The following is a 22,944-nucleotide window of genomic DNA, read 5'->3' as shown; positions in this document are numbered from 1 at the left end:
GGCGTGGGAGGTTCGGGGCGGCGGGCGGGGGGCGTTAGGGCGGGTCGTGAGCCGTTGGGGGGGGCGCGGGGGGGGGGGGGGGGGGGGCGGCGGGGGGGGGGGGGGGGGGGGGGGCCCCCCCCCCCCCCCCCCCGCGGCCGTGATTGCTGCTACGAAGTCGTCGGGATTCGCCCGCTACCTACGGCGAGACCCCAGGACGCACCCGTCCTATCCGGCGTCTCCGCCACCGGCTTCAGCGCCGCCCTCCCCAGCGTCGCCATCTTCAGCGCTGCTCTCCCCGGTGTCGCCGTCTGCGTCGTTGCCGTCCTCAGCGTCGCCGTCTTCAGCGTTGCTGTCCTCAGCGTCGACATTTGCAGCGCCGCTGTCCACAACGGCGCCTTCTTCCGCGCCGCCTTCTTCAGCGCCGTCGTCGTTCTGGGCGGCCGACAGCGAGGTATCACCGGACTGCACGCCGGTGTCCGCGGCTACCGCGCCGACGCCGAACAACCCGAGGGCTGTCGGAGCGACGAGCGCGGCCATAAGAGTGGTTTTGATCGTGTGATGCATCTGTATCCCTTCTCGAAGTGGAAGTGGTACGTGCTGATCAAACATTGACGATTTTGACCGCCACAGCACTCTTAAACCAGGGATAAGAACATTCGGTGTGTAAATGTTACCGACCATCATTGCGCAGTTCGATCTTGCACAGCGGGAGATCGGAGAACTAGATATGCGTCAGCACCTTCTCGAATGTTCAGCTGTCCGCGCCGGACTCAGGAATCGCGAAGAGGAGGGTTCCGATCACGCCCGCATGGCCACTACCAGCGGGAACAGCCACGCGATATTACATGCCTTCGCATTCCCAGCTTTCCCGAGCACTCGGTTACGAACTATTTGATGCGTCCAGATCAGCGCTTCCATCGCAAAGTAGCAACGCATTCATCGTGCACTCAACACGCCATCGGTGACGAAAAAGTAAACGGCGCATCGGGGTTGATTTCAGTTCAATCGGTTTGTGCCACGCCGCTGCCGGATTCACTGATGCGACCGTGGAATTCGCCACGGTATTTGCCGTTTGGGCAGCCATACCGGGCGCCGCTCACAGGAGCCGGCGCACGGCCTCGACGATCGCGCGGCGGCGGTCATCGACACTCTCGGTCTCGGAGGAGCCGGCGGGAATGCTGGTGACGTTGCTCGGGTTCCACGCGAGAGCGATGCTCAGGACGAGTGTCAGCAGCGTCGCGGGTGAGAAGTCGGCGCCGATGCCGTCCTTCCGCTGTGTCGCGGCGAGTGCGTCCAGTTTCGCGTCGCGCGCGGGCGCCGCGATGGCCAGTTCGCCACGCTCCAGGCGGTGCCAGGTGGCCAGCCGAATGACTTCGGGGTTCTGGCGGCAGTAGTCGAATAACCGTCCCGCGTACTCGGGGAGGTCGCCGGGGGTGAAGGGGACCGAATCCAGGCCGTGAGTGACGTGGGCGTCGAAGACCGCGTCGAAGAGCTGGTCCTTGCTGCAGAAGTAGACGTAGATGAGGTTCTTGTTGGCCGCCGCGGTCTTGGCGATCCGGTCCACCCGGGCGCCGGCGATACCGTACGTGGCGAACTCATCGGTGGCGGCCTGGAGAATGCGGGCCTTGGTGGCGTCGGCTCGGGACATCCGCTGCGTCATCCGATTCCGAAGACGGCCAGCGCCGCGTCCGATGCGACGAGCAGCACCGTGCACCACAGGGCGACACCGGTCATCAACCAGCGGATCAGCCGCCAGCTGGGGATGCCGAGCGCCGCACCGAGTAGGGCCGAGCCCCACGTGCCGAAGAGGGCAGGCCCCACGATGCCGAAGCCCGCCACGCCGTATCGGTCGAGGACTCGCCGGGCCCGACGCCCTGAGGCGCCGGAGAGCCGGGCGTCCGCCGCGAGCACCTCTCCGCTGGTCGCGGAAATGACGGACGCACCGCCGCCTTCCGTCGCCGAATCGGCCAGTGCCGCAGCCGACTTCCGTCGGACACGCCAGGATTGCCAGAGCAGCCGGGCGCGTTCCATAGCGAACACCGCGAAGACCACACAGCAGGCCGCGCCCAGCAGCACCGCGAACAGCGCGACCGGGCCCGACAGGGACAGCGACAGGCCGACCGGGACCGCGGGGGTGCCTAACACAAAGCCCGCGAGCAACGTTCCAACGAATCGCCCCATGCAGATTCCCTTCAGCACTTCGCTGCGGTTCCGACGACCACAAGTTAACTAACTGGTTAGTATCTTGGCATGAAACACACCGACACGGTGCTGGACGAGTTGGCGACCGGAAAGCATCTGCTTCTCACCACGTTTCGGCGAGACGGCACGGCGGTCCCCACGCCCGTCTGGGTGATGCGCGACGACCAGACGCTGGCGGTGTGGAGTGCGGCGGACGCCGGCAAGGTGAAGCGGATCCGCAACGGGAGCCGGATAACGGCGGCCCCTTGCGACTGGCGCGGCAAATCGCTCGGCGCCCCGGTTCCCGGCTTCGCCGAGGTGCTGGCACCGGACGCGAGCGCGCACTTCACCACTCTGATGAAGCGCAAGTACGGGCTGGTCGCCCGGATCGGGCTGCTGGGCAGCAGGTTGCGCGGCGGCTCCGAGCGGATGGTGGGCATCCGGATCAAACTGGCCGGGTGAGCGGGAACCACCTGGGCACGACGACGTACGCGAGCGCGATCATGGCCGCCCCGTATCGATTTCGCAGCGCGGCCTAGGCAGTCTCATTCGTGGTGTCTCGGGTGACCCGGTTGCTCGCAGCCAGTGATCGAGGGCTGTGAAATCCTCGCTGTCGAGTCCTCGGGACGGCTCGATGTGCCGCAGAAGTGCCGGCCACGGTGTCGGGTGGCGACCCAGATGCGGTCGGCTTCGGTGTTGTGCGTGATGGGTCATGCTGCGGTGCCCTGGTTCGGCTCGACGCCGACGCCGGTGGTGCAGCGGCCGGCCGGGTCGATTGTGGCCCAGGGCAGTCGATCGGACAACGTCGCGCCACTGGCCAATCGGAGTTTGGCGCCGACTACAAGGTCGCGTCGGCCGACTCTGGACCTCAGTGCAGTGACGGCGCATACCGATCGGTACAGACTTTTCCTTGCCGCCACCATGCAGCGATGCGCATCACAGTCTCATTCGATTGTGGTCTGAGTCACCGGAATCGGGGTGTGCGGTCGATCAGATAGGAATTGTTGAAGATGCTTGCAATGAAGCAGCGCATTCGCCGGTCCGTGGTGGCCGCCGCGCTCACCGTGGGAGTCGCCGTCGGGCACGGACTCGGAGCCACGGCCGTCGGCGCGGAGCCCGTCCTCCCCTCGGACTTGCAGTCGCTCGCCGACACGATCACCGATGGGTTGAGGCCTTCGCCGGATGGCAGGCAGCCCAAGGCGATCGTCGACTCGGGCGGTAGCTCGGGAAGCGGATCCGGTAGCGCGTCGGGCAGCAGCTCTGGGTATGGACACAGCACTGCCGCTGCGCCTGTCGGACAGGGACCGGAACTCACCGCCCCGCTAGCCGCATTCGCCTATGGGCTCGCCAGTCCGGACGTCGCCCCCGCCGGTGCGAACAAGTGGGATTGCAAGCCCAGCGCTGAGCATCCGCGCCCGGTGGTCCTGTTGCACGGCACCTGGCTCAACGCCTTCGACACCTTCAGCTACCTCTCACCGCAGCTCGCCCGCGCCGGATTCTGCGTGTTCGCCGTCAATTTCGGTCGCTCCGGGCTCCTCGAGGGCGGTGGCCTCGGTGCCGTTCTGCCCGGCCGCTACGGGGTAGGTCCGATGGAGGAATCATCGCGCCAGGTCGCCGATTTCATCGAGCGGGTGCGCACAACCACCGGTGCCGACAAGGTCGACATCGTGGGCCACTCGCAGGGCGGCACGATCGCGAACCACTACCTGAAGTTCGAAGGCGGCGCGGACAATGTCGAGAAGGTGGTGACCTACGGTGCCACCCACCACGGCACCACCCTGATGGGCATCGCCACGCTCGGCCGGGCCATCAACAACCTCGGCATCGACATCCTCGGCTTCAACGAGCCGATCGTCGGAATATCGAACATCCAGCAGGCGGTCGGGTCCCCGTTCTACGCCACGCTGAACGCGAAGGGCGACACCGTTCCCGGCGTCGACTACACCGCGGTGGCATCGCGCTACGACGAGGTCACCAACCCCTATGACTGGGCGTTCCTGCGCGCCGGCGAAGGCGCGACGGTCCGCAACATCACCCTGCAGGAAGGGTGCGAACAGGACCTGTCCGATCACCTGACCCTCATGTACTCACCTCGCGCGGCCTCCATCGCCCTCAACGCCCTCGACCCCGTCAACCACCCGGCCTTGAACTGCACGTTCAACCCGTGGTTGATCGGTGGCGGCGGCACACTGTGAGCCCTCGATGACCAGCCACCTCGAACTCGGGTCGCCTGCGCAACTCTCGCGGTCGACCGACCGGATCGCACACAAGATTCTCGAGACCATCCCGCGTCGTAGCCGACGAGGAAACGTATTGCGCGAGGAGATCAGCGCCGTCGTCGCCGACTGTCTGGCACTGATGTCCGACGCGGATCGGACACACCACGGCGCCCGGATGCCGCGCATTCGGCCGGCCGCCGCGCGGTGGGCCAGCATCGGTGTACCGATCGAAACAGTGCAGCAGCATGTTCACGCAGGGTTCCGACTACACCTGGACGATCTCGAAGCCCTTTCCGCACCCTTCGACGATGTTCGTCGACTGATGAATGCCTTGAACTCGGTGACCGCGGCGGTGTCGACGGTATACACGGAGATCGCACCGCCCAGCGGCGATCGCGGTGGGTATGTGGCGCACACTCTGCTCAGTGGCCGCCATTCGATGAGAGCTACCCGTGAGCACGGGGCACCACTCGATGAGCGGTACACCGTGCTCGCGGTGGCCGCGGATCGGTCCGCGCGCGATGCGGTGTCACCCCGCGATTTCCGGGCGATGCTGTCGAGAAGCTTCGGGCAGCACGTGCCGGGGTTGCAGTCCGAATTCGGCGCGACAATTCTGGTGCCGGACTCGTGTGACACCGAGAAGATCCGCGGCATGGTCGGCCTGACCTCACTCACCGTTGTCGGGGTCACCGTCGACCGGGATCGGATTCCCGAGGCGGCAGAGGAAGTACACGAACTGCTGGACGTGGCAACGAGACTCCATCACCCACCAGGCCTGTACCAGATCGAAGACCTCGCTATCGAGTATCAACTGACTCGGCCAGGGCCTGGACGCGATCGTCTCGAAATGTTCCTCGATTCGGTGGCCGAGTTTCCGGACTTGATCAACACGCTGCGCGCACATATCAACAATGGCCTCAATCGCCGGCTCACCTCACGCGAAACCCATATCCACATGAACACCGTCGACTACCGGCTCCGGCGTATCTACGAGCTCGTGGGACTCACCCCGCACGATCCGAATGTCATTTGGCGGCTTCGGGCCGCACTCATCGTGCGCGACTACCGAACGGCGGTTTCGACGACGAACGATTCGTCGGTGTAGCCGCTAAACTCCGGCGCTGCCCGCCACATTCGTATTGTGCACCGAACAGACCCACCAGCTGTCGTCTCGTTCCGTGAAAACCCAAGTTCCGCGGTTGGTTACCGAGAAATCCGGTGTCCGCAACGTCTGCTCGACATTGACGATCGCATGTCCACCGGCGAGCAGCCGCACCGCCAGAATCTCGTAGTGCGCCTCGGCGTCCGGGCTGTTCCGCAACGCGGTCAGGTGGTAGGAATGCAGCTCGTCCCAGTTCAGAAAGACCGAGCCCGCCGGATTGATGAAGACCACATCATCGGTGAAGACACTGTCGAACGCGACAGCATCCTTCGCCGCGAGCGCGGCTTCGAGACCTTCGAACACCGCCGTGATCGCGGCTACAGCGACGTCCTGATCCGTTGCGACGACAGCGGCCTTCGGGCGCACGCCGTATGTATCGACAGTCATCGTTCCAACATACGGTTGTCCTGACTCCCACGTTGTTACCTTGATTGCATGGTCAGTGCGTCATCTGCCCGGCGGCGCGAAGAGCTGCACGATTTCCTCCGATCGCGGCGGGCACGGATCGGTCCGGGCGAAGTGCGTTATCGCAGGATGACCTCGATGTTCTTCTCCTCGAAGATCTCCAAGAGCAGGTCGAACAAGGCGTGCCCGGTGGCCACGGGCTGGTGTGTCAGCAGATGCTCCCACGCCACGTCGGAGTACAGCCACTCCAGCACGAATGGACTGGACGCCCCCCATCCTCCGCGCAGACAGTCCGATAGAGCATCGAGGTTCCAGCCGAAATAGCCCCCAGGGCCGTTGATCGCTTCTCCGAGCGCGCAGTAGAAGCTGACGATGTCGGTGACAGCCTGTCCATCCAATGTGAAGACTTGGCCTGCAGCGGAATCCGGCCTGCCTCGGCGCTGGTAGGCACTCGTCCAGAGAGCCACCGCCAACCACGCGATCCTGTCATCGGTGTCGAGCCCGTGCCAGATGTCACGACGGTTCAGCCGACCGTCACGGATCAGGTTCCAAATCCACTCGCCACCGAAATGGGCGTTGTCGCAGATCAGCGTCACACTGAGATCGACCGAACTCGAATCGAGGCTCGACGGACGAGCCGCGGTAACCGTCATGTCGTCGACGAAATAGGAGCCCATAGATACACCGTTGGAGTCGAGAACCTCGAGAGAAGCGCCACCGACCTGGACTCCACCAGCAGACAAGGAGTCCAGACACTTCCGCAGTTTCCCCTGTGGGATACAGCCCAGAAGCTTGACCTCGAGCCTGTCCTCCTCCTCGGCTCGCGCCGCGAAAAGTCCTCGGACGTCGTGCACAACGCCCCAATGTTCGTCATCCTCATCACCTGTCAAGGCGCACATTCCCAAGCCATCGGCTTGATTGGCTAACATCTCTCCCCTTCGCGAGGTGCCGATCCTATGCACTCGTGTACTGGCGGAGACAAGCGAGAATGCTTGGCTGGGTCGGCCAGACGATCTCGCGAAACGCACGCACATGCCGCTGATCGCGCGGGCTGCTCCGGGCCTCGAGAGTGCAGAGGCTGCCCCGCTCGCGGGGGTGAGGTGGTGCTCGCACACTCCGTAGGGCGTCACCGTGAGCGGTCCTGGTCCATCAGAACTTTCGCTACCGTTCAACCTAATCATGGCGCTCCAGTCACGCCAGAAACCTCGTGTCGGAGCGGTATTATCCAACGCTCGTAGTGCGTCCATCGCCGCTTCGCCCGCGTGGTGGCGTTCCCATGGTTCGCCGCGGTCTTGAGCAGCGGTAAGACTTGCTGCTGCAGTGTGTGCCTTTGTACCTGGAGTGCACCTCAAACCACTGATGTGCTGATCCCATGATGTTTCGCAACCGCCTCAGCCCAGTCGAGGACCTCAACACCGCGCTCCGCACAGTCGCCGAGTTCAACCGCGTCATACTCGCCGCTGACACCAAAGCAGGACTGTTGTTGACCGCCAACGGATTCGCACTGACAGGGCTGGTCACCACCACACGCACATCCATGAGCACCACTCTGGTCGTGTCGGCGATCGGACTCGCAGTGAGCCTGATCGTGTGCATGGGCTACCTGGCCGCGACCCTGCGGCCGCGACTCGGTAGCGCCGGTCCCGGGAACTGGTTCTGCTTTCCGAGCTTCCCCATCGAAGTGAGCGAACGGCCGACAGCTCCGACGCTGGCCGATCAGGCGTGGCAGCAGGCTGGCACGCTCGCCGATATCGCGCAGCACAAGTACCGCCGCTTCGGTGTGGCACTGCGCTGGACGTCGATCAGCCTCGTCGTCTTTCTGGCCTGGTTTACCGCGGCACTGCTCAGCGCACCGGCGTGACCAGCGGTCCTTCGAACTGCGTGGTCCAGTGCTGGACCGGAGACACGCAGGGCAGGGTATCGGCCACGCATGAATTGCTGTTCCACGATAGAACTCCCAGCACGAGCAGCACACCCGCGATCGGTCGGCGATGCTTGCCGACCGATCCGAGTAGTCGCAGGACAGCGGCCAATGCCGCCTGCAACCAATCGACCAGCACGAGCACGCAATCACCGTAGCCATGCACGAAGGCCCCTGGTACGCGCCCAGCCTTCACCAGAGTCTTGGTAACCACCCATTCCGGCGCCAGCAGCGCGGCGGGAACAGGAGCCGTGAGACGTTCTTCATGTCCGGCCAGTTTGCCGCTCACCCACGGCACCAATGTGCCCACGACAAGGGTCAGCACGGCGAACATCACCCCCACGATGATCAAGAATTCGACAGTCTCGGCCCATCGTGCGGTGAATCCCAGGTCGAGCAGAAACTTGTCGAACTGCCTGATCAGTCCGCCGCCGAAAGGAAGCTCGGTCAACGGGTTCACCGTGATGCCGGGGTTAGTCATCGTCGTCGTCATTGTCGTCGGACCGGTCGAGCACCTCGGCATTCTGCACGAGCGCCGCCATCGGCGACACGACCAGCTCGGGCTTCGGTGGTGCCACCGAAGCAGACCCCACCGACGCCGGATTCACCTGGTCGGCGATCGCCGCGGACGCGTACGCCAGGATGTCCTGGACATCACGTTTGTTGACCAGGTTCTGGTTCAGCAGCGCCTTCAACATGGCATGCGCGGAATCGAATTCCACCTGCTTCTGCTGCATCATCAGGCCGATGACCTCGTTGACATCGCTGCGGTTCGATGACAGCCGGTGCGCGATAGGGCTGAGGTCGCCGCGCTGAATCGCCTCGGCGTAGAAGGTCATCCGCTGTTGCTCCAGCTCGAGGCTGCGCTGCTGGGCGAACTTGGTGAGCTCATAGGTCTGGTGGGACGTCTGCAGCTGCAACCCATGCTGGGTTTCGTTCTCACTCGACTGCAAATGCGCAGTGTGCATTCGGGCACCGTGTTCGGCTTCACGACGTTGAGCTTTCCGGTGATCGAATGTGACCTCTTGGAGATACGCGTGCGTACCGGCTTCGGGGGATAGCTTCACCGAGCAGTTCAATAGCGATATGCCGCAATCCAACTCGATCGGTTTGTCGAAGTGGTCGTTGATCTCGCGTTCTGCTATCGCGAAGTGCTCCACCTGGTATTCGCGACTCAGTCGGCGCAGTTGCTGTTCGAGGTAGGGCCGATACACCTGTTCACCGGTGGCCGGCCGGTCTTTGACCGCCTTCTCAGGATCGACTACCCGCCAGGTCACATCGACGTCGGCCGTGAAGGTGAAGACGCCCTCAGCCGTAGGCAAATCGAATCTGCACGAGTTGTGGTGAATGGCGACGTCCACCCAGTACACACCCATCGGCGGCCGGAAGAATATCTCCCCTGCCGATGGTTGGCGCGTCAGTAGCGTCAGTCTTCCTGCCCGGTCTACCGATACGGCCGCATGCCCGTCTGTCGGAGGGCGGAAGGCGCGCCATGCGGACCTCTGCACTTCCGCATATTGGACAAGTTGCCGTGTCCGCTCGATTGTCATGTCAAACCCCCTGTTTCACGTCGAGCATTGTCAGCAGTTCGTCGACGGCTGCCCTCGGACCGCTGTCCTCGTCAGCCCATTCACGGAGGTGATACGGCACCATTCCGTTGTTCTGATCTGCCCTTTCCAGGTCGACGAGCAGTCGTCCCAGCGGCCGGCGGAACTGCGGGTCGCGTTCGGCGACATGAACCCATCGCTTGATTTCGGCGTAGGCGGCGGGCGGGTAGTACGGCGCTTGCATGAGGCGGGCGAAGAGCACGACGATGTGATCCCGGTGCTCGTCGGATTGATCGGCCAGCCAGACCAGCCTCGGCCACGGCAGAACACTGCCGACTGTCTCGACTACCAGATCGAAGCTCAGTTGCAGGATGCACAAGAATCCGGTGTAGCGCACGCCCCGCCGTCGCGACACGGTCCACCTCCGCAGATCACCCAACACACGGACAGCCAGCTCGCGACTGCTGAAGAGCTCGATCATGCTGTAACACACAGCATCTTGTAGATCTGGGTCGGGGCTACGAGCTGAGCGTCGTAACAGCCGGAGGGCACGGTCCGGCATGAGTTGCCCCACGGTGCTGCCCAGAGCAGCCGTCGCCGTGACCCGCCGAGCCATCGGCTGCGTCGGCTGGACCCATGCCTCGAGCATCTCTGCGACCAGCGGCGCGAGCTCGGGCTGCAGACTGGAAAACTGCAGCGCGCCGATCGCGGCGTACTGGTCGTGCCGCTGACCGCTGTCAGCCCATGGTTCGATCACCAACCGTCTGACGTACTCGAACTCGAAGGTGGACAACAACCCGACGGCAACACCCGCACGAGTGCTCACTCTGAGGTCGTCTGCACCGCCGAGTTCGCGTAGCCAGTCACGAACCAACTGGTGCGCGGCCGAATACTCCCGCCATGTGTATTCGAGCAGCCGCTGTGGAAAACGTTCATCCACGAATCTCACTGCGTCTACGGTGATTCGGCCGTACACCGTGTCCTCATAGGACCGATACGACTGCGCCTGAGCTCTACTCAGTAATTCGGTGCTCCGCACGCCGAACACCCTCTGACCTGACCGGGAGTCATCGTCGAGAGCCTCCACGTCGACGATCGACCTCGCCAGTGCTCGACCCGCTTCGGACACGATGTGCAGCGGCATGTTGTTGAACACCGCCAAGGCGATGGCGAATGGTCGAGTATCGGTGTCGAGCTCGTCGAACCACTCCCGGAACCGGTTGTCCTCGGCGGCCGCATACCGACCGACCACCTCGGCGATGTCGATTCGACCTTCGGAAACATCGACCAGTTGCGCAGCCAGGTAGACCAGTTCCTGTGCGGACGGACGGCGCTCTTCCATCATGCTCAGCAGCGTCGTGACCTCGAGGCGCGAGAGCACGCCGAGGTCGTCCTCGGCGAGCTGCTGGAGCAGGTGCTTCCTCAGGAACGCCGGAACGTCGGCCGGCTCACCGACGTCCAGCACGAATGTCCCGGCGTCGGGGCTGAGCTCGGCCTGAGCATCGACAACGACGATCAATCGACTCTCGACCTCGGCCAACTGCCGCCCTAGTTGTTCGAGGTGGAATTCGCTCAGCGCGCGTAGCTGCTGGCTGTGCGGTGTATCGAACAAGTAGCCCGTGCAACGTTCGAACTGGATGTCCAGCGATCTCAACTCCGCATCAGGGCTGAGCTTGTGCACACCTGCCGCGCATTGCCGGCTCAGCGCTCGCAGAGCGGTGGCGGTCCTGCCCCACCCTTTCGGAGCACGCAACAGCAGTACCTGCTGCGACCCCAGCCGATCGCACAGCTGCTCGAACCTCGGCGGCGGTGCGAAAATCTGCTCGAGATCGTGGAGCTTGCGCGGTTCCACTCGACCGCTTCGTTCGAAACCCGCCCCGGACCCGCCCCCGTAATTGTCGCGGCCGGTCAGTGTGCCGACCTGTGCGTCACCGAAGATCACCGTATTTGCGATGACCGAGGGCCGCCCGTCCATCGCACCTAGCGCTTCGAACCTAGCGCTCGCTGCAGCACGCGATTCGCGTCGACGCTCAGAATCAGTGGCTCGTTCGCGGATCTTGTCCGCCTCCGCCTCAGCGTCTTCGAGCGGCTCCGGATCTGGTGCCGACGTCTCACTTGGGACCGACTCCTCCGAATCACTCACACGGCACCCCCTCGGTTGTCGCCGCCGATAATGGTGCGGGCCCGGACATCCCCGATAATCATGTTGTTGGCGTTGATCGACCCGAACTCATCCGGCCGGACGGCTTGCTCGGCCCTCGTCCTCTTCGGTTCGGCAACGTCGACGGGAAGCGGCGGCTCGGGATAGCCCGGCACCCGAAGCCATGCCCTGACCTCGCCTTCGGAGGTCCTGATGTCGGCGGCGCGATACGCAGCAGCAGTCACCGTCGGCCGGTAGTTGTGCCGCACGACCCCCTGATACACGACATCGGAGACGGCGACGACCCCAACGGCCCTGCTCGCATTCTTCAGAGTGCTCTTGACTACAGAGGTTTCGTTGAGCCGGAACGTAGCAGTCAGCGCATCACTCGACCAACCCCGATCATCCCTGTTCACATAGCCCTCGTGCACAGCGATGCGTACTCGGATCCACTCGAGCGGACCGACTGTGTGGTTGTGGGCACGCACCCCCGCGATGACCGACTCGACAACCTTGTCGAGCACCTCCAGTACGGGAAGCTCGAGGACGAGCAGGCAACCGTCGCCCCGATCATCATTGGCGACAACGGATCCGGTGCGATCGGTCACCTCATCGAGGATTCGGTACAGGTTCGAACGCATCGCCGTGATTTCAGGGTTGCTCAGTCGACTCGAATTCTCGACATCGACGACGACAAATGTGCGGTGCACCGGTCCGTTCATGGTCTACCTCCATACGGTGTGGGTCGCCTCATGTCTATCGGGGGTATCCCGCCGCGTCTGCGTCCAAATGCACACTCGGAAGTCCCTCTACGATGTCGGCGAGGAGGTCTGGTCGCAGCAACTCCACTCGCCGTCTCCCGGTCCGCACCGCGCCCAAGCTGCGGAGCTGCTTCAGCGCCTTAGAGACTGCTTCTCTGGATGCTCCCGCAGCATGGGCCAGTTCCTCTTGGGACAACGCCAGAGCGATGATCACTCGGTCATCGCCGCGCTCCCCGTAGCGCCGGGCATAGTCGATGAGCAAACGCGCGATCCGCTCGGTGACGCTGTAGGCACCGAACTCGAGGCGCTGAACATCGGCTTCGCGCAGGCGGTTGACTACCACCTGCAGGAGCGTGAACGCGATCTTGCCGTCGCCGATGAGCAAGTCACGAAAAGCCGAGCCCGACAGCGAGGTCGCAGTGACCGCCGACAAAGCGGTCACCGTCGCCGACCGCGCGCGGCCGTCGATAGCGGAGAACTCGCCGATCAGGTCACCGGGCCCGCGAATCGCCAGCAATGCCTGTTTGCCGCTGGCCGCCGCCGAGGTCACCTTGACCCGGCCGACCTCTATGACCACGACGTGCTCTGACCGTTCGCCTTCGTGCATCAGCACGGTCCCAGCCGGCCATTGGCGTCGTATGCCAACTTCTAGCAGGGCATCTCGGCAGAGTTTCCATACTTCGTCGACGCTCAGATCTCCCCCTATGCGACCGCAAACGCTGCGACGATACTTACCCTCTACTATCGAACTATCAAGCGCAACAACATACTTGACGAGTACAGACTGCCGCGTCAAACGACATCTGCCAGGAACGCATTCCACCGCTTCCAGTCTCTGATCCGGTACATGAAGATCATGTACCGCGTCGGAGGGGCGGGCATCCATAGCGTGTCCGTCTGGGCTGTGACCGGATCTGGACCACTCTCGTGGTCGGTTCCAGGCATGGAGACTCCGAGTGGTCGTCGCATATGGTCGAACAGTGACGCTGGCGAGGACAGGCCAGAAGTGGCCTGAAGATGAGGACCGGCAGCTACTTTGAGCCCTGCGCGCCGACGACCCACTGGCGGCGACCACAGCGGAACACCATCGCAGCGAAGGCGCGATCGTGGCGCGAGCAAAGCATCTGGCTCGGACTGTGCATAGGTTCGGAGACGATGAGAATCCGTTCGACTGGGCACGAGCAGAATTGCGCCGCCACGAGACCTTGCCGGATTGGCCCACCAGGCCTGGTATCGAGGGCACCTGGGTGCAGGTCAGGGTGAAGCACGGACTGCTGCACACTAGTCGTTCGCGCACGTCGGGCGCGTGGGAGCTTGAGGGTAGGAGATCGAGTACGGTGTGGGTAGCAGGTTGGTTTCGAGATGGGAAAATCATTGCCGCACAGTAATATTCGACTACCCGCGTATGATGACCGTCTCGGAGACCGACGTACCCGCCGTTACACGGCGGCCTTCGACTGGGTGATGGAATCGATCGAAACCGGGCACTACCTGGAGGCCGTGGCGATTCTTGATTCATTGCTGAGTGACCGCCTAGCGAGCCGGTACTGGCATATTCGCAAACAGTTACCCACCGCTAAAGACACAACTGGGAATTTATGTGCCAAACTCCTGAAAGGGTACAAACTCGACGATAACCCAGCTGTTGAAAAGGATCCCTCCTTTATCGCCGTCATCGAGGCGATCTGGGAGTGGACTAAGGTCCGCAACGAAGCAGTGCATGCAACTGCCAAGGTCTTCAGCCTTAACGACCCTGATGCGACCTTCGCTGGTGCTGTGGCGAAGCATCGAACCACCGCGTTAGTCGCGGTGAAACTACTGCAAAGGTTCGACGATTTGGACACTGCGGATCGGGACAAAGCGGGTGAAATTTCGGCGACTTACCCAAATGCATTCTTTCCCGGCAGATCTCCTCGGTACTAGTGTCATGTGACACATCCGAATGGCGAGAATCGCACAAAGTTGCAGACGCGTGCTTCGAATACTTCAATGAAAAGCTGGTGCCGAGCGGGCCGCGCGGCAAATCTCGCGGTCAGACTCGTGGCCGATTGATCATTTGCGAACGCTCCGAATTCACAGTCGGCGAGAGACGTTCCTCGTTCTGGTTACCGGTCGAGACCGGATCAGAGCGACCTATCCGCAGGCCGAATTTGTACGCGCAGAATGTCGGCGGGTGCGCGATAGGGGACTCGCATCGACCTTTGGCATCAGAGCTTCGGAAATGTGTGATCGAGAGCGATCGAATACATATCGCGAAGCTGGTGCGCACCAGTCGTATTGACTGGGCCCTGATCGCGGGTCCACCGGCTATGCGAGTTGCTGCGTCGGTTCTGTAGTGTCCTTCCCACAGGCTCTGTGAGCAGGACTCGTGCAGTCTCGACCACGTGGCGTCACGGGCGTCAAGCACCCCGGCGATCTTTCGAAGCATCGCGGCCACGGTTGGGCTGGGCCCACCTTTCTGAGACTGAGCGACGGGTCTGACGGCCACCAGAATCGTGTCGCGGAAGTTGTCGGTCTCGCTCGAGTACCGGCAGAGCGGATACATTGCCGCGATTAGGCCTAGCAGTATCGTTCCCGTGAGTCCGACGGGAACGGATCGCTTGGCCTGGTGCGATGACCGACGAGCTGCGTTGAGGGAGCGACATTTCCGACACGGCGGCCTCGTGCATGTGCTGGCATGGTCGAAGACCCCTGTGTTGCGCGGCCGTGGCGGATGGTGACACGGCGTGGAATCGCGTGGCACCGCATCGACCTAGCCACCTTTCAGTTTGCGGACCTGGGCGCCGGCACAGATGGCGCCGACCAGGCTCGCTGACCGAAATGACCGTGAAGCACACCGCAGCGCACTGAGCGCTGCCAGTGCGTTTCTGAATGTCGACAGGGTCCGTCGCAGGTTCGCGCCCTCGGCAAGACGAAGCTCTTGTTCGTTGTCCCCTGGTGGCGCGACTGCCCATCGCTCACCCGGACCTGAGCCACAAAGCGTCAGCAGAATGTTTGCGCGAACTTCCGGATATGTTCGATCGCCGCGACCGCGCCGCCGTAGCGCTCGGATTGGAGCTTTCCTCTGAATCAGAAGTCCTGGAACAACTTCGGCAGACCACGACGCCGGCCTGCGAGGACTACATTCTGATCTTCACATCCGAAGGAACCCGATACGAACCGTTGTTCGAGCTGTGAGCCGAACGAACTGAGTTCACTCGCGCATACTCATGCGAACACATCCTGTAATGTAGCGGCGCGCTTCCTCTGGCAGCCCGTCCATAGTCATCCGGCCCGTCACTGATCGTTGGTGGATGAAGCGGGGTCCAGCTCCGGTGGGAGCCGCTCGTTATCGGGAGGGTAGATCGGCTCCGGACGATGATCGAAAAGATAGTCGCGGAAGGCGTGCAGGTACTCGTCTAGTTCTTGTTGATCGAAAAATCAAATGTGGGTCGGGTCGGACCACTCTTCCGGTGTTGGGTGTCGTGCGATCACGAAGTCGAGGGCCTCGCGAACCATGTCTCGATACTCCGGATCCGTGGCGAGTGCGGCACGCAGTTCCGGGGCGGATCGCCACATCTCGTCACCGAACTCGATGGTGGGCGGTAGCGTACGGACCGGGGGTATTCGGGTAGTCGGATGAGATGCGAAAACCCGTCCTCGCTCGCCATTTCAACTGTCACATGGGGGTTTTCGAATGTCTCAGATCGATGCGATGCAGGCGGGCGTGCAGTCGCCCTACGCGAACCAGCCCGCCGTTCGGCGATTGACCCGCCTTGCCGGATCCGCCGGAATTGCGCTGGGCGTCGCGCTTGCGGCCTGCTCTGTCGGACTCGTGGTGTCCGGGCTGGTCAATCCTGAGTATCTGATCGTCGTCTGCGTGGTCGCGCTGTTGCCTGGGATTCCCGCTCTCAGCCTGCTCACGGCGTCGCGGCGGATTCTACGTGGCGAGATCAACGGAACGACCAGGGCGACCGCGATGTTGGTCATCACGGGCGGCCTCGTCCTACTGGGAGCGGTGGGCGCCCTCATCGAAGGGCCTTGGCCCGCGAAGATTCTGATGGTCGTCCTCGCAATCGGCACTTTCACAACCGCGACCTTCGTCAACCGTGCCGATCGAGCGTTGAAAGGCCAATAGTGGAGGCTTGGTGGGGGGTAGCCCGCTCGGCCGTGCGGCTGGTCCACACGGCCGAGAATCCACGGGGCCGATCAGGTGGTCGCTACCCTGCACCAGCTTCCGTTGATCGATACCCTGCGTGAGCTGGACCGGCTTTTGTCCCCCGGCGGCCGACTGGTCGTCATCGGGTGCTTCCGCGATGCAGGCCCGATCGACTACGCAACGGGCGCCGTCGCCTCGGTAGCGAATCTGATTGTGGGCAAGATCAAGCACCCTCACCCGAGCGACCAACTCCCGATCAAGATGACCGTGCCGACCGCGACACCATGCGAAACGCTGACCGAGATCCGCTGTGCGGCAGCCGAGTATCTACCTGGAGCGCGCATCCGTCGACGCCTGTTCTGGCGGTATTCGCTGGTCTACAACAAAGCTGCAGTAACCGCCGACCAGCGCGGCACCGGAATGCACTGACATGCCGCTGAACGAGTTGACCGGCCCAGCCGACGGCGCCTGAGATAGGTTACGGGAGTGTGGCCCTTCGTCGACGAACATTCCTTCTGGGTCTGGGCAACTGATCCCGATGCGGTGTTGATCGACCAGGACGAAGACGTGATGCTCCACGACCCGGCAGGGCTGACACTCCTGTTGGGTGCTGCCGAGGATGCCGACTGCCCCAAACAGCGCTACTGTGCCGCAGTCTTGCACGACTACTCCCGCCGGATTGTGGGCTGGCAAATCTCGGACGCTTATTCAGCGTTGCAAGTTGCCGCCGCACGAGCGCCGACGAGCCATGATGCGTGGGTGCGCCGATGGGCGGACTATGTGACCCGGTTGTTCTCGTACCTCAGCGATGCCGGACCAGTGAGCCGTGCCGACGCCGAGCAGATGTCGGCGGATCTGCTGACCGGCCCCGCCGAAAGGCTGACGGTACAGATTGCCGCCAGCAAAAAGCACTGGCAGTGCGCTGAATCCGGGAGCTACCCAACATATCTCTACATCGACCGCAAGTCTGGCGCATTTCGGATGACACGGCCGCGTCCACTGTCCGAACAGGAACTCAGCACGTTGCATCGAGACGATCGCGCGCGAAACCGATTGGTACCGCGGCAATCAGACCGTGCGCGCCGACCTGGTCGTGTCAGGTGAACGCGCCGCTGCCGATTATCGCGTCCTCGATGACCGGTCGTGCGTGGGTACCTGCATTTACCGCCTTTGACTTGGCTCGAGCACGTGGGTAGACGTCTCGAGAAGACTTGCTCGCCTGCGCTTGGTTGTGCTGGTGAATTCTGACGTCGTTTATCGGTGAATTGTCCTTTGTCAGTGAATCTGAGCCACGTGCCGCCCTTGACCTGCGGTAGCCCATTTTGAGTGGCAAGCCTTCGGGCCCGGGTTGCCACTCGAAGTGGGCCGGTTTGCTCCACCGGCAGCAGCGAAGCCGCTGACCAAACGCTCACTGAGCCAGGTTCGGTGGCAGAAATATGCCTGTTCGCCAGTTGCATCGAGCGGCACCCCGACTTCCACGTTGCTACCTTGGTTGCATGGTCAGTGCGTCATCTGCCCGGCGGCGCGAGGAGCTGCGCGATTTCCTGCGGTCGCGGCGGGCGCGGATCGGTCCGGGCGAGGTGGGGCTGCCGGTGGTGGGGCGGCGGCGGACGCCTGGGCTGCGGCGTGAAGAAGTGGCGATGTTGGCCGGGGTTGGGGTGTCTTGGTACACCTGGCTGGAGCAAGGGCGTGACATCACGGTGTCGGGTGAGGTGCTCGATTCGGTGGCGGGGGTGTTGCGGTTGAGTGGGTCGGAGCGGGTGCATTTGTATTTGCTCGCGGGACTCAATCCGCCGCCTGCGGGTGGGTCGGCGACGGAGGTGACCGCGCAGGTGCGGGCGGTGATCGACGGGTGGGAGCGGGGGCCTGCTGTTGTGCGCGATCGGTACTGGAACATCTTGGCGTTCAACGCGCTTGCGGGGCGCGTGTTCGGGTGCGACGACGGCGAGCCGCACAACTGCCTGGTGACGTTCTTCACCAGCCCCCGCTACCGAGAACTGCCTGAGCTGTGGGCCGATGCCGCCCCTGGCGTGGTCGCCGCCTATCGCGCGGACGCGGCCCTCGTGCCGCATGACAGCGAATTTCAGCGTGTAGCAAGCGAACTCGCTGCTTCGGAGCCGGAGTTCGCTGAACTCTGGGAGCGCCACGAAGTCGGTGCGCCGCTCCAAGCCGTGAATGCCCTGCACCATCCCGAGGTCGGCGATCTCTACTTCGATGCCACCACGCTCACCGTCGCCGACCACCCGAATTGGTCACTGGTGCTATACAACCCGCAACTGAACACCGACACCGCCCAACGCCTGGCCGGACTCCCCCGATTGCACCTGACCGAATCGGCGTAGCCACCGACTGCGCGCATAGTCATACACCGTGAGGCGTCGGACGGCTAAGTGGCGCGGCCCGGGTCTACACAATCGAATTGCCGCCGTCTCTGCGACGACGGCCAGCCTGGTGGTGGCACACCCCTGATAAATGCGCACTGCCTACTCGGTCGGCCGCCCGCCACGCTGAATCCATGACGCACAACAGTTCTCGATTCGAAGGCAAGACCGCGCTGATCACCGGCGGCAGTAGCGGGATGGGTTTGGCCACCGCGCGTCGGTTGATCGCGGAGGGGGCTCGGGTGGTGGTCACCGGGCGAGACAAGGAGCGGCTCGATGCGGCCGTTGCCGAGCTCGGTGGGCAGGCGCACGGAATCGCCGGTGACGCTAATGATCTCGGCGATCTGGATATTCTCGCCACGGCGGTTGCCGACCGCTTCGATCACCTTGATCTGGTGTTCGCGAACGCGGGCATCGGTTCGTTTCAGCCGATCGATCAGGTGACCGGGGCACTGTTCGACCAGGTGATCGGCAGCAACCTCAAGGGTGCCTTCTTCACTATTCAGAAGACCCTCCCATTGCTCCCCGACCATGCCTCGATCGTCATCAACGCCTCATTCGGGCTGCACCGCGGCGTCCCCGGCTCCGCCCTGTACTCCGCGAGTAAAGCGGCAGTCCACAACCTGACCCGCACTCTCGCAGCGGAATTGGCGGCCGGCGTATCCGCGTGAACTCGGTCAGCCCCGGCTACATCGATACCCCGGCCTTCCGCGCGGAGCTTTCCGAAGCCGCTCAGCAGGGAGTCGCTGCCCTGTCCCCCGCAGGCCGTGTCGGCACTGCCGAAGACGTCGCCGCCGCCGTCGCCTTCTTGGCTTCGTCCGACGCAACCTTCATCAACGGCCACGACCTCCGCGTCGACGGCGGGCTCACCGCAGTCGACGCATCGGCGCTCCTGTAGTCACCGGGTCGCGCGCAGTGGAACCTGATCGCGGGGAATTGCGCTGAGCGTTCACCACTTCGCGTTTCGGTCGGAAATCGACCGACGAACCGATTGGTGAACGCGCAGCGCAGCCCGTCCGGCACGACCATCTGCCTTCAGCGCAGAGCCGCGCGTCCTCGAATGCGGCCGAGGACGACCAAGACCACCAGCGTGACCACCACGAGGACGGTGGTTCCGGCCGCGGCATCGAACACCTCACCGCGGTCGGTCTGGGCGAAGATGCTGACGGGCAACGTCTTCCAGGTGGCGGGGTAGACCATGATGGTCGCGCCGAGTTCGCCCATCGACAGGGCGACCGCCAAGCCCGCAGCGGCACCGAGGGCGGGCAACAGCAGCGGCAGGGTGATTCGGCAGAGGACTCGGACTGGTCCTGCGCCAAGGGATTCGGCGGCCTGGCGGTACGCGGGGTCGAGACGGTCGAGGGCGGCGGAGACGGCGCTGAAGGCGTAGGCCAGGACCAAGACCGCGTGGGCGAGGATCACGATCCACTTGGTGCCGCCGAGCAGGAGCGGGCGCTCGTTGAAGGCGATGAGAACGCCGAGGCCGACCGCCACCGAGGGAACTGCGACGGGCAGGTGGAAGACCGCGTCGGTGAGCCGGCGCAACCAGGAGGGGGCTTCTCGGGAGGCCAGGGCCGCCCAGGTGCCGAGGACGAGGGAGATCGCGCCGGCGAGCAGGGCGGTTTGCAGGCTCACCGAGAGGCTGGCCGCCTGTTCGCCGCTGAGCGCGTTGCCGATATTGGTGAAGCCGAGGTCCGAGGGCAGTGGGCCGGTCCAAGTGCCCGCCAGTGCGGCGGCGATCACGGTCGCGATCGGGGCGACGAAGACCACCCCGACGACCAGCGCGAAAACACCGAGTACCAGCGCTTTTCCGCGAGGAGTCCAGACGAGCACGATCAGTCCCCCTTCGGGCGGGCAATGAACCGGGCGAACACGAACCGGTAGACGAGATAGAGGCTCAGCGAGAGCAGCACCTGTACCGAGGCCAGCACGGCCGCGCCGGGCAGGTCGAAGGTGACGATGCCGCGGGTGTAGATCAGCGCGGGCAGGGTGATGACACCCTTCGCGCCGGTGAACAACACGATGCCGAACTCGTTGAGCGTGAGCAGCAGCACCAGCGAGCCGCCCGCCGCGAGCGCGGGCCATGCTTCGGGCAGCACCACCTGACGCAGCACCCGCCACGGCGAAGCGCCGAGACTTGCTGCCACATCGAGTTGTTCGCGGGGCATCTGCGCGAACGCGGCAAGCACCGGGCGCACCACGAACGGGGTGAAGTAGGTGATCTCGGCGAGGATCACGCCGAGCGGAGTCGTCAGAAAGTCGATGACCGGTGTTGTCGCACCGGTCAATTCGGCGATCAGGGCATTCACCGCGCCTGCCGTCCCGTAGAGGAAGGTGAAGGCGAGCGTGATCAGGAAAGACGGCAACGTCAGAATCGTGTCGATGAGCCTGCCGACCAGACCGGATCCAGGGAACGGCACGAAGGCCAGCACGATCGCCAGGAACGTGCCGAGGACCAGGCACCCAGCCGTGGCGCAGACGGCGATGGAAACGGTGCGCCACAACGCTTCCCGGAACGTCTCGGACGCGAGCACCGAGGTCCACACCTCGATGCCGCGACCGGTCGGGGTCTGGGTCGACTCGGTCAGCACCCGCAGAATCGGATAACCGGCGATGCCGAGCACCACGAGCACGGGCGGCAGCGTCCAGAGAATCGGCAACCACGACCGACGCGGTGCGCGATCCTTCGACGGCGGCGACATATCGGGCTGATCGAGAACGACAGCACTCACGACAGCACCTCACACTCGCACAGTCCGATGGTGTGTCGGTCGGCTGTGATGAGCAGATCGTGTGCCGCGTCGGCGGTCGGTCGACCGGCGACGTTACCGAGTGGCTCCGAGGAGACGAGGCTCTCACCGGGCCGTACGCCTCGTGGCAGGATCGACGACGTTGTGTTCATGACGCGTTCTCCGGTGGAATGGAATTGCCCGTCACGGTGGATGCCTCACCGATCACGCGAGGGATGAGCACCCCCGCCGGATCAGGGAGCTGCACTCCGACGACGGCACCGACTTCTGTGGTGAAATGCCCCGACACATCGGCAGCCAGCGCATCGGACAGCCCGTCGACCGCGAGTTCGACCCTGGTCGTCGCGCCCCGCCATACCGAGGTGAGGACGGTGGCGCGCAAGGCATCCCGATCGCTGGGCCTACAGATCGTGATCGTGTGTGGGCGGATGCAGAGTAGGGCATCGTCGTCGAGTGCCCACTCCGCCAGTCCGACACCGGGTTGTGGAGCCTGCGCGCGCAGGGTCTTGGTGCCCGCGGTGACCAGGGCGGCGGTGCCGGTGACGTGGTTGACCGTGCAGGGCACCAGGTTCGCGCCACCGAGGAAACCGGCGGTGAAGTCGGTGGGCGGGCGCTGCCAGAGATTCTCGGCGGTGTCGATGTCGACGAGCCGGGAATCGCGCATCACCGCGATCCGGTCCGCCAGCGCCAGCGCCTCGGCCTGATCGTGGGTGACGTAGAGCATCGCGGTGTCGGGCAACGCTTTTCGCAGTGCCTGTAACTCGCCGAGCATCGAATGTCGCAGCTGCGCGTCGAGGGCCGCGAGTGGCTCGTCGAGCAACAACACGCTGGGCTTGATAGCCAACGCGCGAGCGATCGCCACGCGCTGCTGCTGACCGCCGGACAGTTCACGCGGCAGCCGCTCGGCATAACCACCCATCCCGACCATGTCGAGCGCCTCGGTGACCCGCGCGGCGATCTCCGCCCGCGCCACCCGATGCGATGTCAAGCCGAACGCCACATTGCTGTGCACGGTCATGTGCGGGAACAGCGCGTAGGACTGCACGACAACGCCGATGCCGCGCTTGGCGGGCGAGAGATCGGTGACGTCGCGGCCCGCGAGGCGGACCGTTCCCGAGGTGGGCCGGACGAAGCCTGCCAGCGCCTTGAGCGCGGTCGACTTGCCCGACCCACTCGGGCCGAGGAGCGCGACGGTCTCGCCGACGGCGACGCGCAGGGTGAAATCGGCCAGCGCGACGGCGGCCTTGCGGCCCCTGCCATAGCTGACCCCGACCCGGTCGAACACGATCGCGGGCTCGTTGGTTGCCGCCACCGAGGTCGCGGATTTCATCTGGAGGTCACCGTCGGACATCATCAA

Annotated in this window: 22 protein-coding genes and 2 pseudogenes; 11 read left to right on the top strand and 13 right to left on the bottom strand. The window is 63.9% G+C overall.

All coding sequences use genetic code 11. The features are described from left to right. Window positions 1-207 precede the first annotated feature (207 nt). The 3 genes from ACFWO8_RS05695 to ACFWO8_RS05685 all read right to left on the bottom strand — a co-directional run bounded on the left by ACFWO8_RS05695 (window position 208) and on the right by ACFWO8_RS05685 (window position 2,163). Window positions 208-546, bottom strand: a complete 339-nt coding sequence (locus tag ACFWO8_RS05695; protein WP_378944071.1) for a hypothetical protein — start codon at window positions 544-546, stop codon at window positions 208-210. 532 nt (window positions 547-1,078) lie between these two features. Next, entirely contained in the window at window positions 1,079-1,642 is a 564-nt protein-coding gene (locus ACFWO8_RS05690) for a TetR family transcriptional regulator (protein ID WP_378944068.1), read from the bottom strand. Beyond that, window positions 1,639-2,163 carry a hypothetical protein gene (locus tag ACFWO8_RS05685; RefSeq protein WP_378944061.1) on the bottom strand — a complete coding sequence of 175 codons (525 nt, stop codon included), beginning with the start codon at window positions 2,161-2,163 and terminating at the stop codon, window positions 1,639-1,641. The genes ACFWO8_RS05690 and ACFWO8_RS05685 overlap by 4 nt, the downstream gene beginning before the upstream one ends. Before the next feature lie 69 nt (window positions 2,164-2,232). Here ACFWO8_RS05685 and ACFWO8_RS05680 point away from each other — a divergent pair, with 69 nt between their 5' ends. The 3 genes from ACFWO8_RS05680 to ACFWO8_RS05670 all read left to right on the top strand — a co-directional run bounded on the left by ACFWO8_RS05680 (window position 2,233) and on the right by ACFWO8_RS05670 (window position 5,487). Then, on the top strand, window positions 2,233-2,625 hold the full coding sequence (locus tag ACFWO8_RS05680; protein ID WP_378944058.1) for a PPOX class F420-dependent oxidoreductase: 393 nt from the start codon (window positions 2,233-2,235) through the stop codon (window positions 2,623-2,625). 557 nt (window positions 2,626-3,182) lie between these two features. Next, a complete protein-coding gene (locus ACFWO8_RS05675; protein ID WP_378944055.1) occupies window positions 3,183-4,358 on the top strand; it encodes an esterase/lipase family protein in 1,176 nt (391 codons plus the stop codon). A gap of 7 nt (window positions 4,359-4,365) precedes the next feature. After that, window positions 4,366-5,487, top strand: a complete 1,122-nt coding sequence (locus tag ACFWO8_RS05670; RefSeq protein WP_378944052.1) for a PucR family transcriptional regulator — start codon at window positions 4,366-4,368, stop codon at window positions 5,485-5,487. 3 nt (window positions 5,488-5,490) lie between these two features. Here the strand turns inward: ACFWO8_RS05670 and ACFWO8_RS05665 are convergent, their stop codons facing one another. Together ACFWO8_RS05665 and ACFWO8_RS05660 are read right to left on the bottom strand one after the other, a co-directional pair. After that, window positions 5,491-5,931: a YybH family protein gene (locus ACFWO8_RS05665; protein ID WP_378944049.1), complete on the bottom strand. Its 441-nt coding sequence runs from the start codon at window positions 5,929-5,931 to the stop codon at window positions 5,491-5,493. Window positions 5,932-6,217: 286 nt separating this feature from the next. Continuing rightward, window positions 6,218-6,347: pseudogene (locus ACFWO8_RS05660) on the bottom strand (barstar family protein); the annotation flags it as partial. A gap of 974 nt (window positions 6,348-7,321) precedes the next feature. Here ACFWO8_RS05660 and ACFWO8_RS05655 point away from each other — a divergent pair. Next, window positions 7,322-7,810 carry a hypothetical protein gene (locus ACFWO8_RS05655; RefSeq protein ID WP_378944045.1) on the top strand — a complete coding sequence of 163 codons (489 nt, stop codon included), beginning with the start codon at window positions 7,322-7,324 and terminating at the stop codon, window positions 7,808-7,810. Here the strand turns inward: ACFWO8_RS05655 and ACFWO8_RS05650 are convergent. From ACFWO8_RS05650 to ACFWO8_RS05630, 5 genes are all read right to left on the bottom strand, one after another. Further along, complete coding sequence (locus ACFWO8_RS05650) at window positions 7,794-8,351, bottom strand: hypothetical protein (protein ID WP_378944042.1); 558 nt, start codon at window positions 8,349-8,351, stop codon at window positions 7,794-7,796. The two genes, ACFWO8_RS05655 and ACFWO8_RS05650, sit on opposite strands and share 17 nt — an antisense overlap. Next, window positions 8,344-9,420, bottom strand: a complete 1,077-nt coding sequence (locus tag ACFWO8_RS05645; RefSeq protein WP_378944038.1) for a hypothetical protein — start codon at window positions 9,418-9,420, stop codon at window positions 8,344-8,346. The genes ACFWO8_RS05650 and ACFWO8_RS05645 overlap by 8 nt, the downstream gene beginning before the upstream one ends. 1 nt (window position 9,421) lies before the next feature. Further along, window positions 9,422-11,392, bottom strand: a complete 1,971-nt coding sequence (locus ACFWO8_RS05640) for a hypothetical protein (RefSeq protein ID WP_378944035.1) — start codon at window positions 11,390-11,392, stop codon at window positions 9,422-9,424. A 164-nt stretch (window positions 11,393-11,556) separates the two neighbouring features. Then, window positions 11,557-12,165 carry a hypothetical protein gene (locus ACFWO8_RS05635; RefSeq protein ID WP_378944032.1) on the bottom strand — a complete coding sequence of 203 codons (609 nt, stop codon included), beginning with the start codon at window positions 12,163-12,165 and terminating at the stop codon, window positions 11,557-11,559. Window positions 12,166-12,313: 148 nt separating this feature from the next. Continuing rightward, complete coding sequence (locus ACFWO8_RS05630) at window positions 12,314-13,204, bottom strand: Crp/Fnr family transcriptional regulator (protein WP_378944029.1); 891 nt, start codon at window positions 13,202-13,204, stop codon at window positions 12,314-12,316. 476 nt (window positions 13,205-13,680) lie between these two features. Here ACFWO8_RS05630 and ACFWO8_RS05625 point away from each other — a divergent pair, with 476 nt between their 5' ends. From ACFWO8_RS05625 to ACFWO8_RS05595, 7 genes and pseudogenes are all read left to right on the top strand, one after another. Beyond that, window positions 13,681-14,241 (top strand): hypothetical protein, encoded by a 561-nt coding sequence (locus ACFWO8_RS05625; RefSeq protein ID WP_378944026.1) that lies wholly within the window; start codon window positions 13,681-13,683, stop codon window positions 14,239-14,241. Window positions 14,242-15,255: 1,014 nt separating this feature from the next. Continuing rightward, entirely contained in the window at window positions 15,256-15,495 is a 240-nt protein-coding gene (locus ACFWO8_RS05620) for a hypothetical protein (RefSeq protein ID WP_378944023.1), read from the top strand. Between the two features lie 499 nt (window positions 15,496-15,994). Continuing rightward, window positions 15,995-16,435, top strand: a complete 441-nt coding sequence (locus ACFWO8_RS05615; protein WP_378944020.1) for a hypothetical protein — start codon at window positions 15,995-15,997, stop codon at window positions 16,433-16,435. 75 nt (window positions 16,436-16,510) lie between these two features. Beyond that, entirely contained in the window at window positions 16,511-16,885 is a 375-nt protein-coding gene (locus ACFWO8_RS05610) for a hypothetical protein (RefSeq protein ID WP_378944017.1), read from the top strand. 57 nt (window positions 16,886-16,942) lie between these two features. Beyond that, on the top strand, window positions 16,943-17,560 hold the full coding sequence (locus ACFWO8_RS05605) for a hypothetical protein (protein ID WP_378944014.1): 618 nt from the start codon (window positions 16,943-16,945) through the stop codon (window positions 17,558-17,560). Between the two features lie 392 nt (window positions 17,561-17,952). Continuing rightward, the gene (locus ACFWO8_RS05600; RefSeq protein ID WP_378944011.1) at window positions 17,953-18,798 is read left to right on the top strand and encodes a helix-turn-helix transcriptional regulator; all 846 of its coding nucleotides are present in this window, start codon (window positions 17,953-17,955) and stop codon (window positions 18,796-18,798) included. Window positions 18,799-18,971: 173 nt separating this feature from the next. Next, a pseudogene (locus ACFWO8_RS05595) lies at window positions 18,972-19,735 on the top strand (glucose 1-dehydrogenase). A 137-nt stretch (window positions 19,736-19,872) separates the two neighbouring features. On the opposite strand, the gene ACFWO8_RS05590 reads toward ACFWO8_RS05595, so the two are convergent. The 3 genes from ACFWO8_RS05590 to ACFWO8_RS05580 all read right to left on the bottom strand — a co-directional run bounded on the left by ACFWO8_RS05590 (window position 19,873) and on the right by ACFWO8_RS05580 (window position 22,938). Continuing rightward, entirely contained in the window at window positions 19,873-20,670 is a 798-nt protein-coding gene (locus ACFWO8_RS05590) for an ABC transporter permease (protein ID WP_378944008.1), read from the bottom strand. A gap of 2 nt (window positions 20,671-20,672) precedes the next feature. Further along, a complete protein-coding gene (locus ACFWO8_RS05585; RefSeq protein WP_378946117.1) occupies window positions 20,673-21,539 on the bottom strand; it encodes a 2-aminoethylphosphonate ABC transporter permease subunit in 867 nt (288 codons plus the stop codon). 196 nt (window positions 21,540-21,735) lie between these two features. Continuing rightward, window positions 21,736-22,938 carry an ABC transporter ATP-binding protein gene (locus tag ACFWO8_RS05580; RefSeq protein ID WP_378944005.1) on the bottom strand — a complete coding sequence of 401 codons (1,203 nt, stop codon included), beginning with the start codon at window positions 22,936-22,938 and terminating at the stop codon, window positions 21,736-21,738. Window positions 22,939-22,944: the final 6 nt, after the last annotated feature.

Origin of the sequence: Nocardia sp. NPDC058480, from assembly GCF_042720495.1 — a bacterium.
Classification (GTDB): Bacteria; Actinomycetota; Actinomycetes; order Mycobacteriales; family Mycobacteriaceae; genus Nocardia.
Note: the sequence above shows the minus strand (reverse complement) of the source record. Positions and strands in the feature narration are given on the sequence as shown.

Excerpts from the sequence above, each read along its gene's own strand:
- ACFWO8_RS05695 (WP_378944071.1), bottom strand. The coding sequence starts at position 546 with ATGCATCACACGATCAAAACCACTCTTATGGCCGCGCTCGTCGCTCCG.
- ACFWO8_RS05690 (WP_378944068.1), bottom strand. The coding sequence starts at position 1,642 with ATGACGCAGCGGATGTCCCGAGCCGACGCCACCAAGGCCCGCATTCTC.
- ACFWO8_RS05685 (WP_378944061.1), bottom strand. The coding sequence starts at position 2,163 with ATGGGGCGATTCGTTGGAACGTTGCTCGCGGGCTTTGTGTTAGGCACC.
- ACFWO8_RS05680 (WP_378944058.1), top strand. The coding sequence starts at position 2,233 with ATGAAACACACCGACACGGTGCTGGACGAGTTGGCGACCGGAAAGCAT.
- ACFWO8_RS05675 (WP_378944055.1), top strand. The coding sequence starts at position 3,183 with ATGAAGCAGCGCATTCGCCGGTCCGTGGTGGCCGCCGCGCTCACCGTG.
- ACFWO8_RS05670 (WP_378944052.1), top strand. The coding sequence starts at position 4,366 with ATGACCAGCCACCTCGAACTCGGGTCGCCTGCGCAACTCTCGCGGTCG.
- ACFWO8_RS05665 (WP_378944049.1), bottom strand. The coding sequence starts at position 5,931 with ATGACTGTCGATACATACGGCGTGCGCCCGAAGGCCGCTGTCGTCGCA.
- ACFWO8_RS05655 (WP_378944045.1), top strand. The coding sequence starts at position 7,322 with ATGATGTTTCGCAACCGCCTCAGCCCAGTCGAGGACCTCAACACCGCG.
- ACFWO8_RS05650 (WP_378944042.1), bottom strand. The coding sequence starts at position 8,351 with ATGACTAACCCCGGCATCACGGTGAACCCGTTGACCGAGCTTCCTTTC.
- ACFWO8_RS05645 (WP_378944038.1), bottom strand. The coding sequence starts at position 9,420 with ATGACAATCGAGCGGACACGGCAACTTGTCCAATATGCGGAAGTGCAG.
- ACFWO8_RS05640 (WP_378944035.1), bottom strand. The coding sequence starts at position 11,392 with ATGGACGGGCGGCCCTCGGTCATCGCAAATACGGTGATCTTCGGTGAC.
- ACFWO8_RS05630 (WP_378944029.1), bottom strand. The coding sequence starts at position 13,204 with ATGGATGCCCGCCCCTCCGACGCGGTACATGATCTTCATGTACCGGAT.
- ACFWO8_RS05625 (WP_378944026.1), top strand. The coding sequence starts at position 13,681 with ATGGGAAAATCATTGCCGCACAGTAATATTCGACTACCCGCGTATGAT.
- ACFWO8_RS05615 (WP_378944020.1), top strand. The coding sequence starts at position 15,995 with ATGTCTCAGATCGATGCGATGCAGGCGGGCGTGCAGTCGCCCTACGCG.
- ACFWO8_RS05600 (WP_378944011.1), top strand. The coding sequence starts at position 17,953 with ATGGTCAGTGCGTCATCTGCCCGGCGGCGCGAGGAGCTGCGCGATTTC.
- ACFWO8_RS05585 (WP_378946117.1), bottom strand. The coding sequence starts at position 21,539 with ATGTCGCCGCCGTCGAAGGATCGCGCACCGCGTCGGTCGTGGTTGCCG.
- ACFWO8_RS05580 (WP_378944005.1), bottom strand. The coding sequence starts at position 22,938 with ATGTCCGACGGTGACCTCCAGATGAAATCCGCGACCTCGGTGGCGGCA.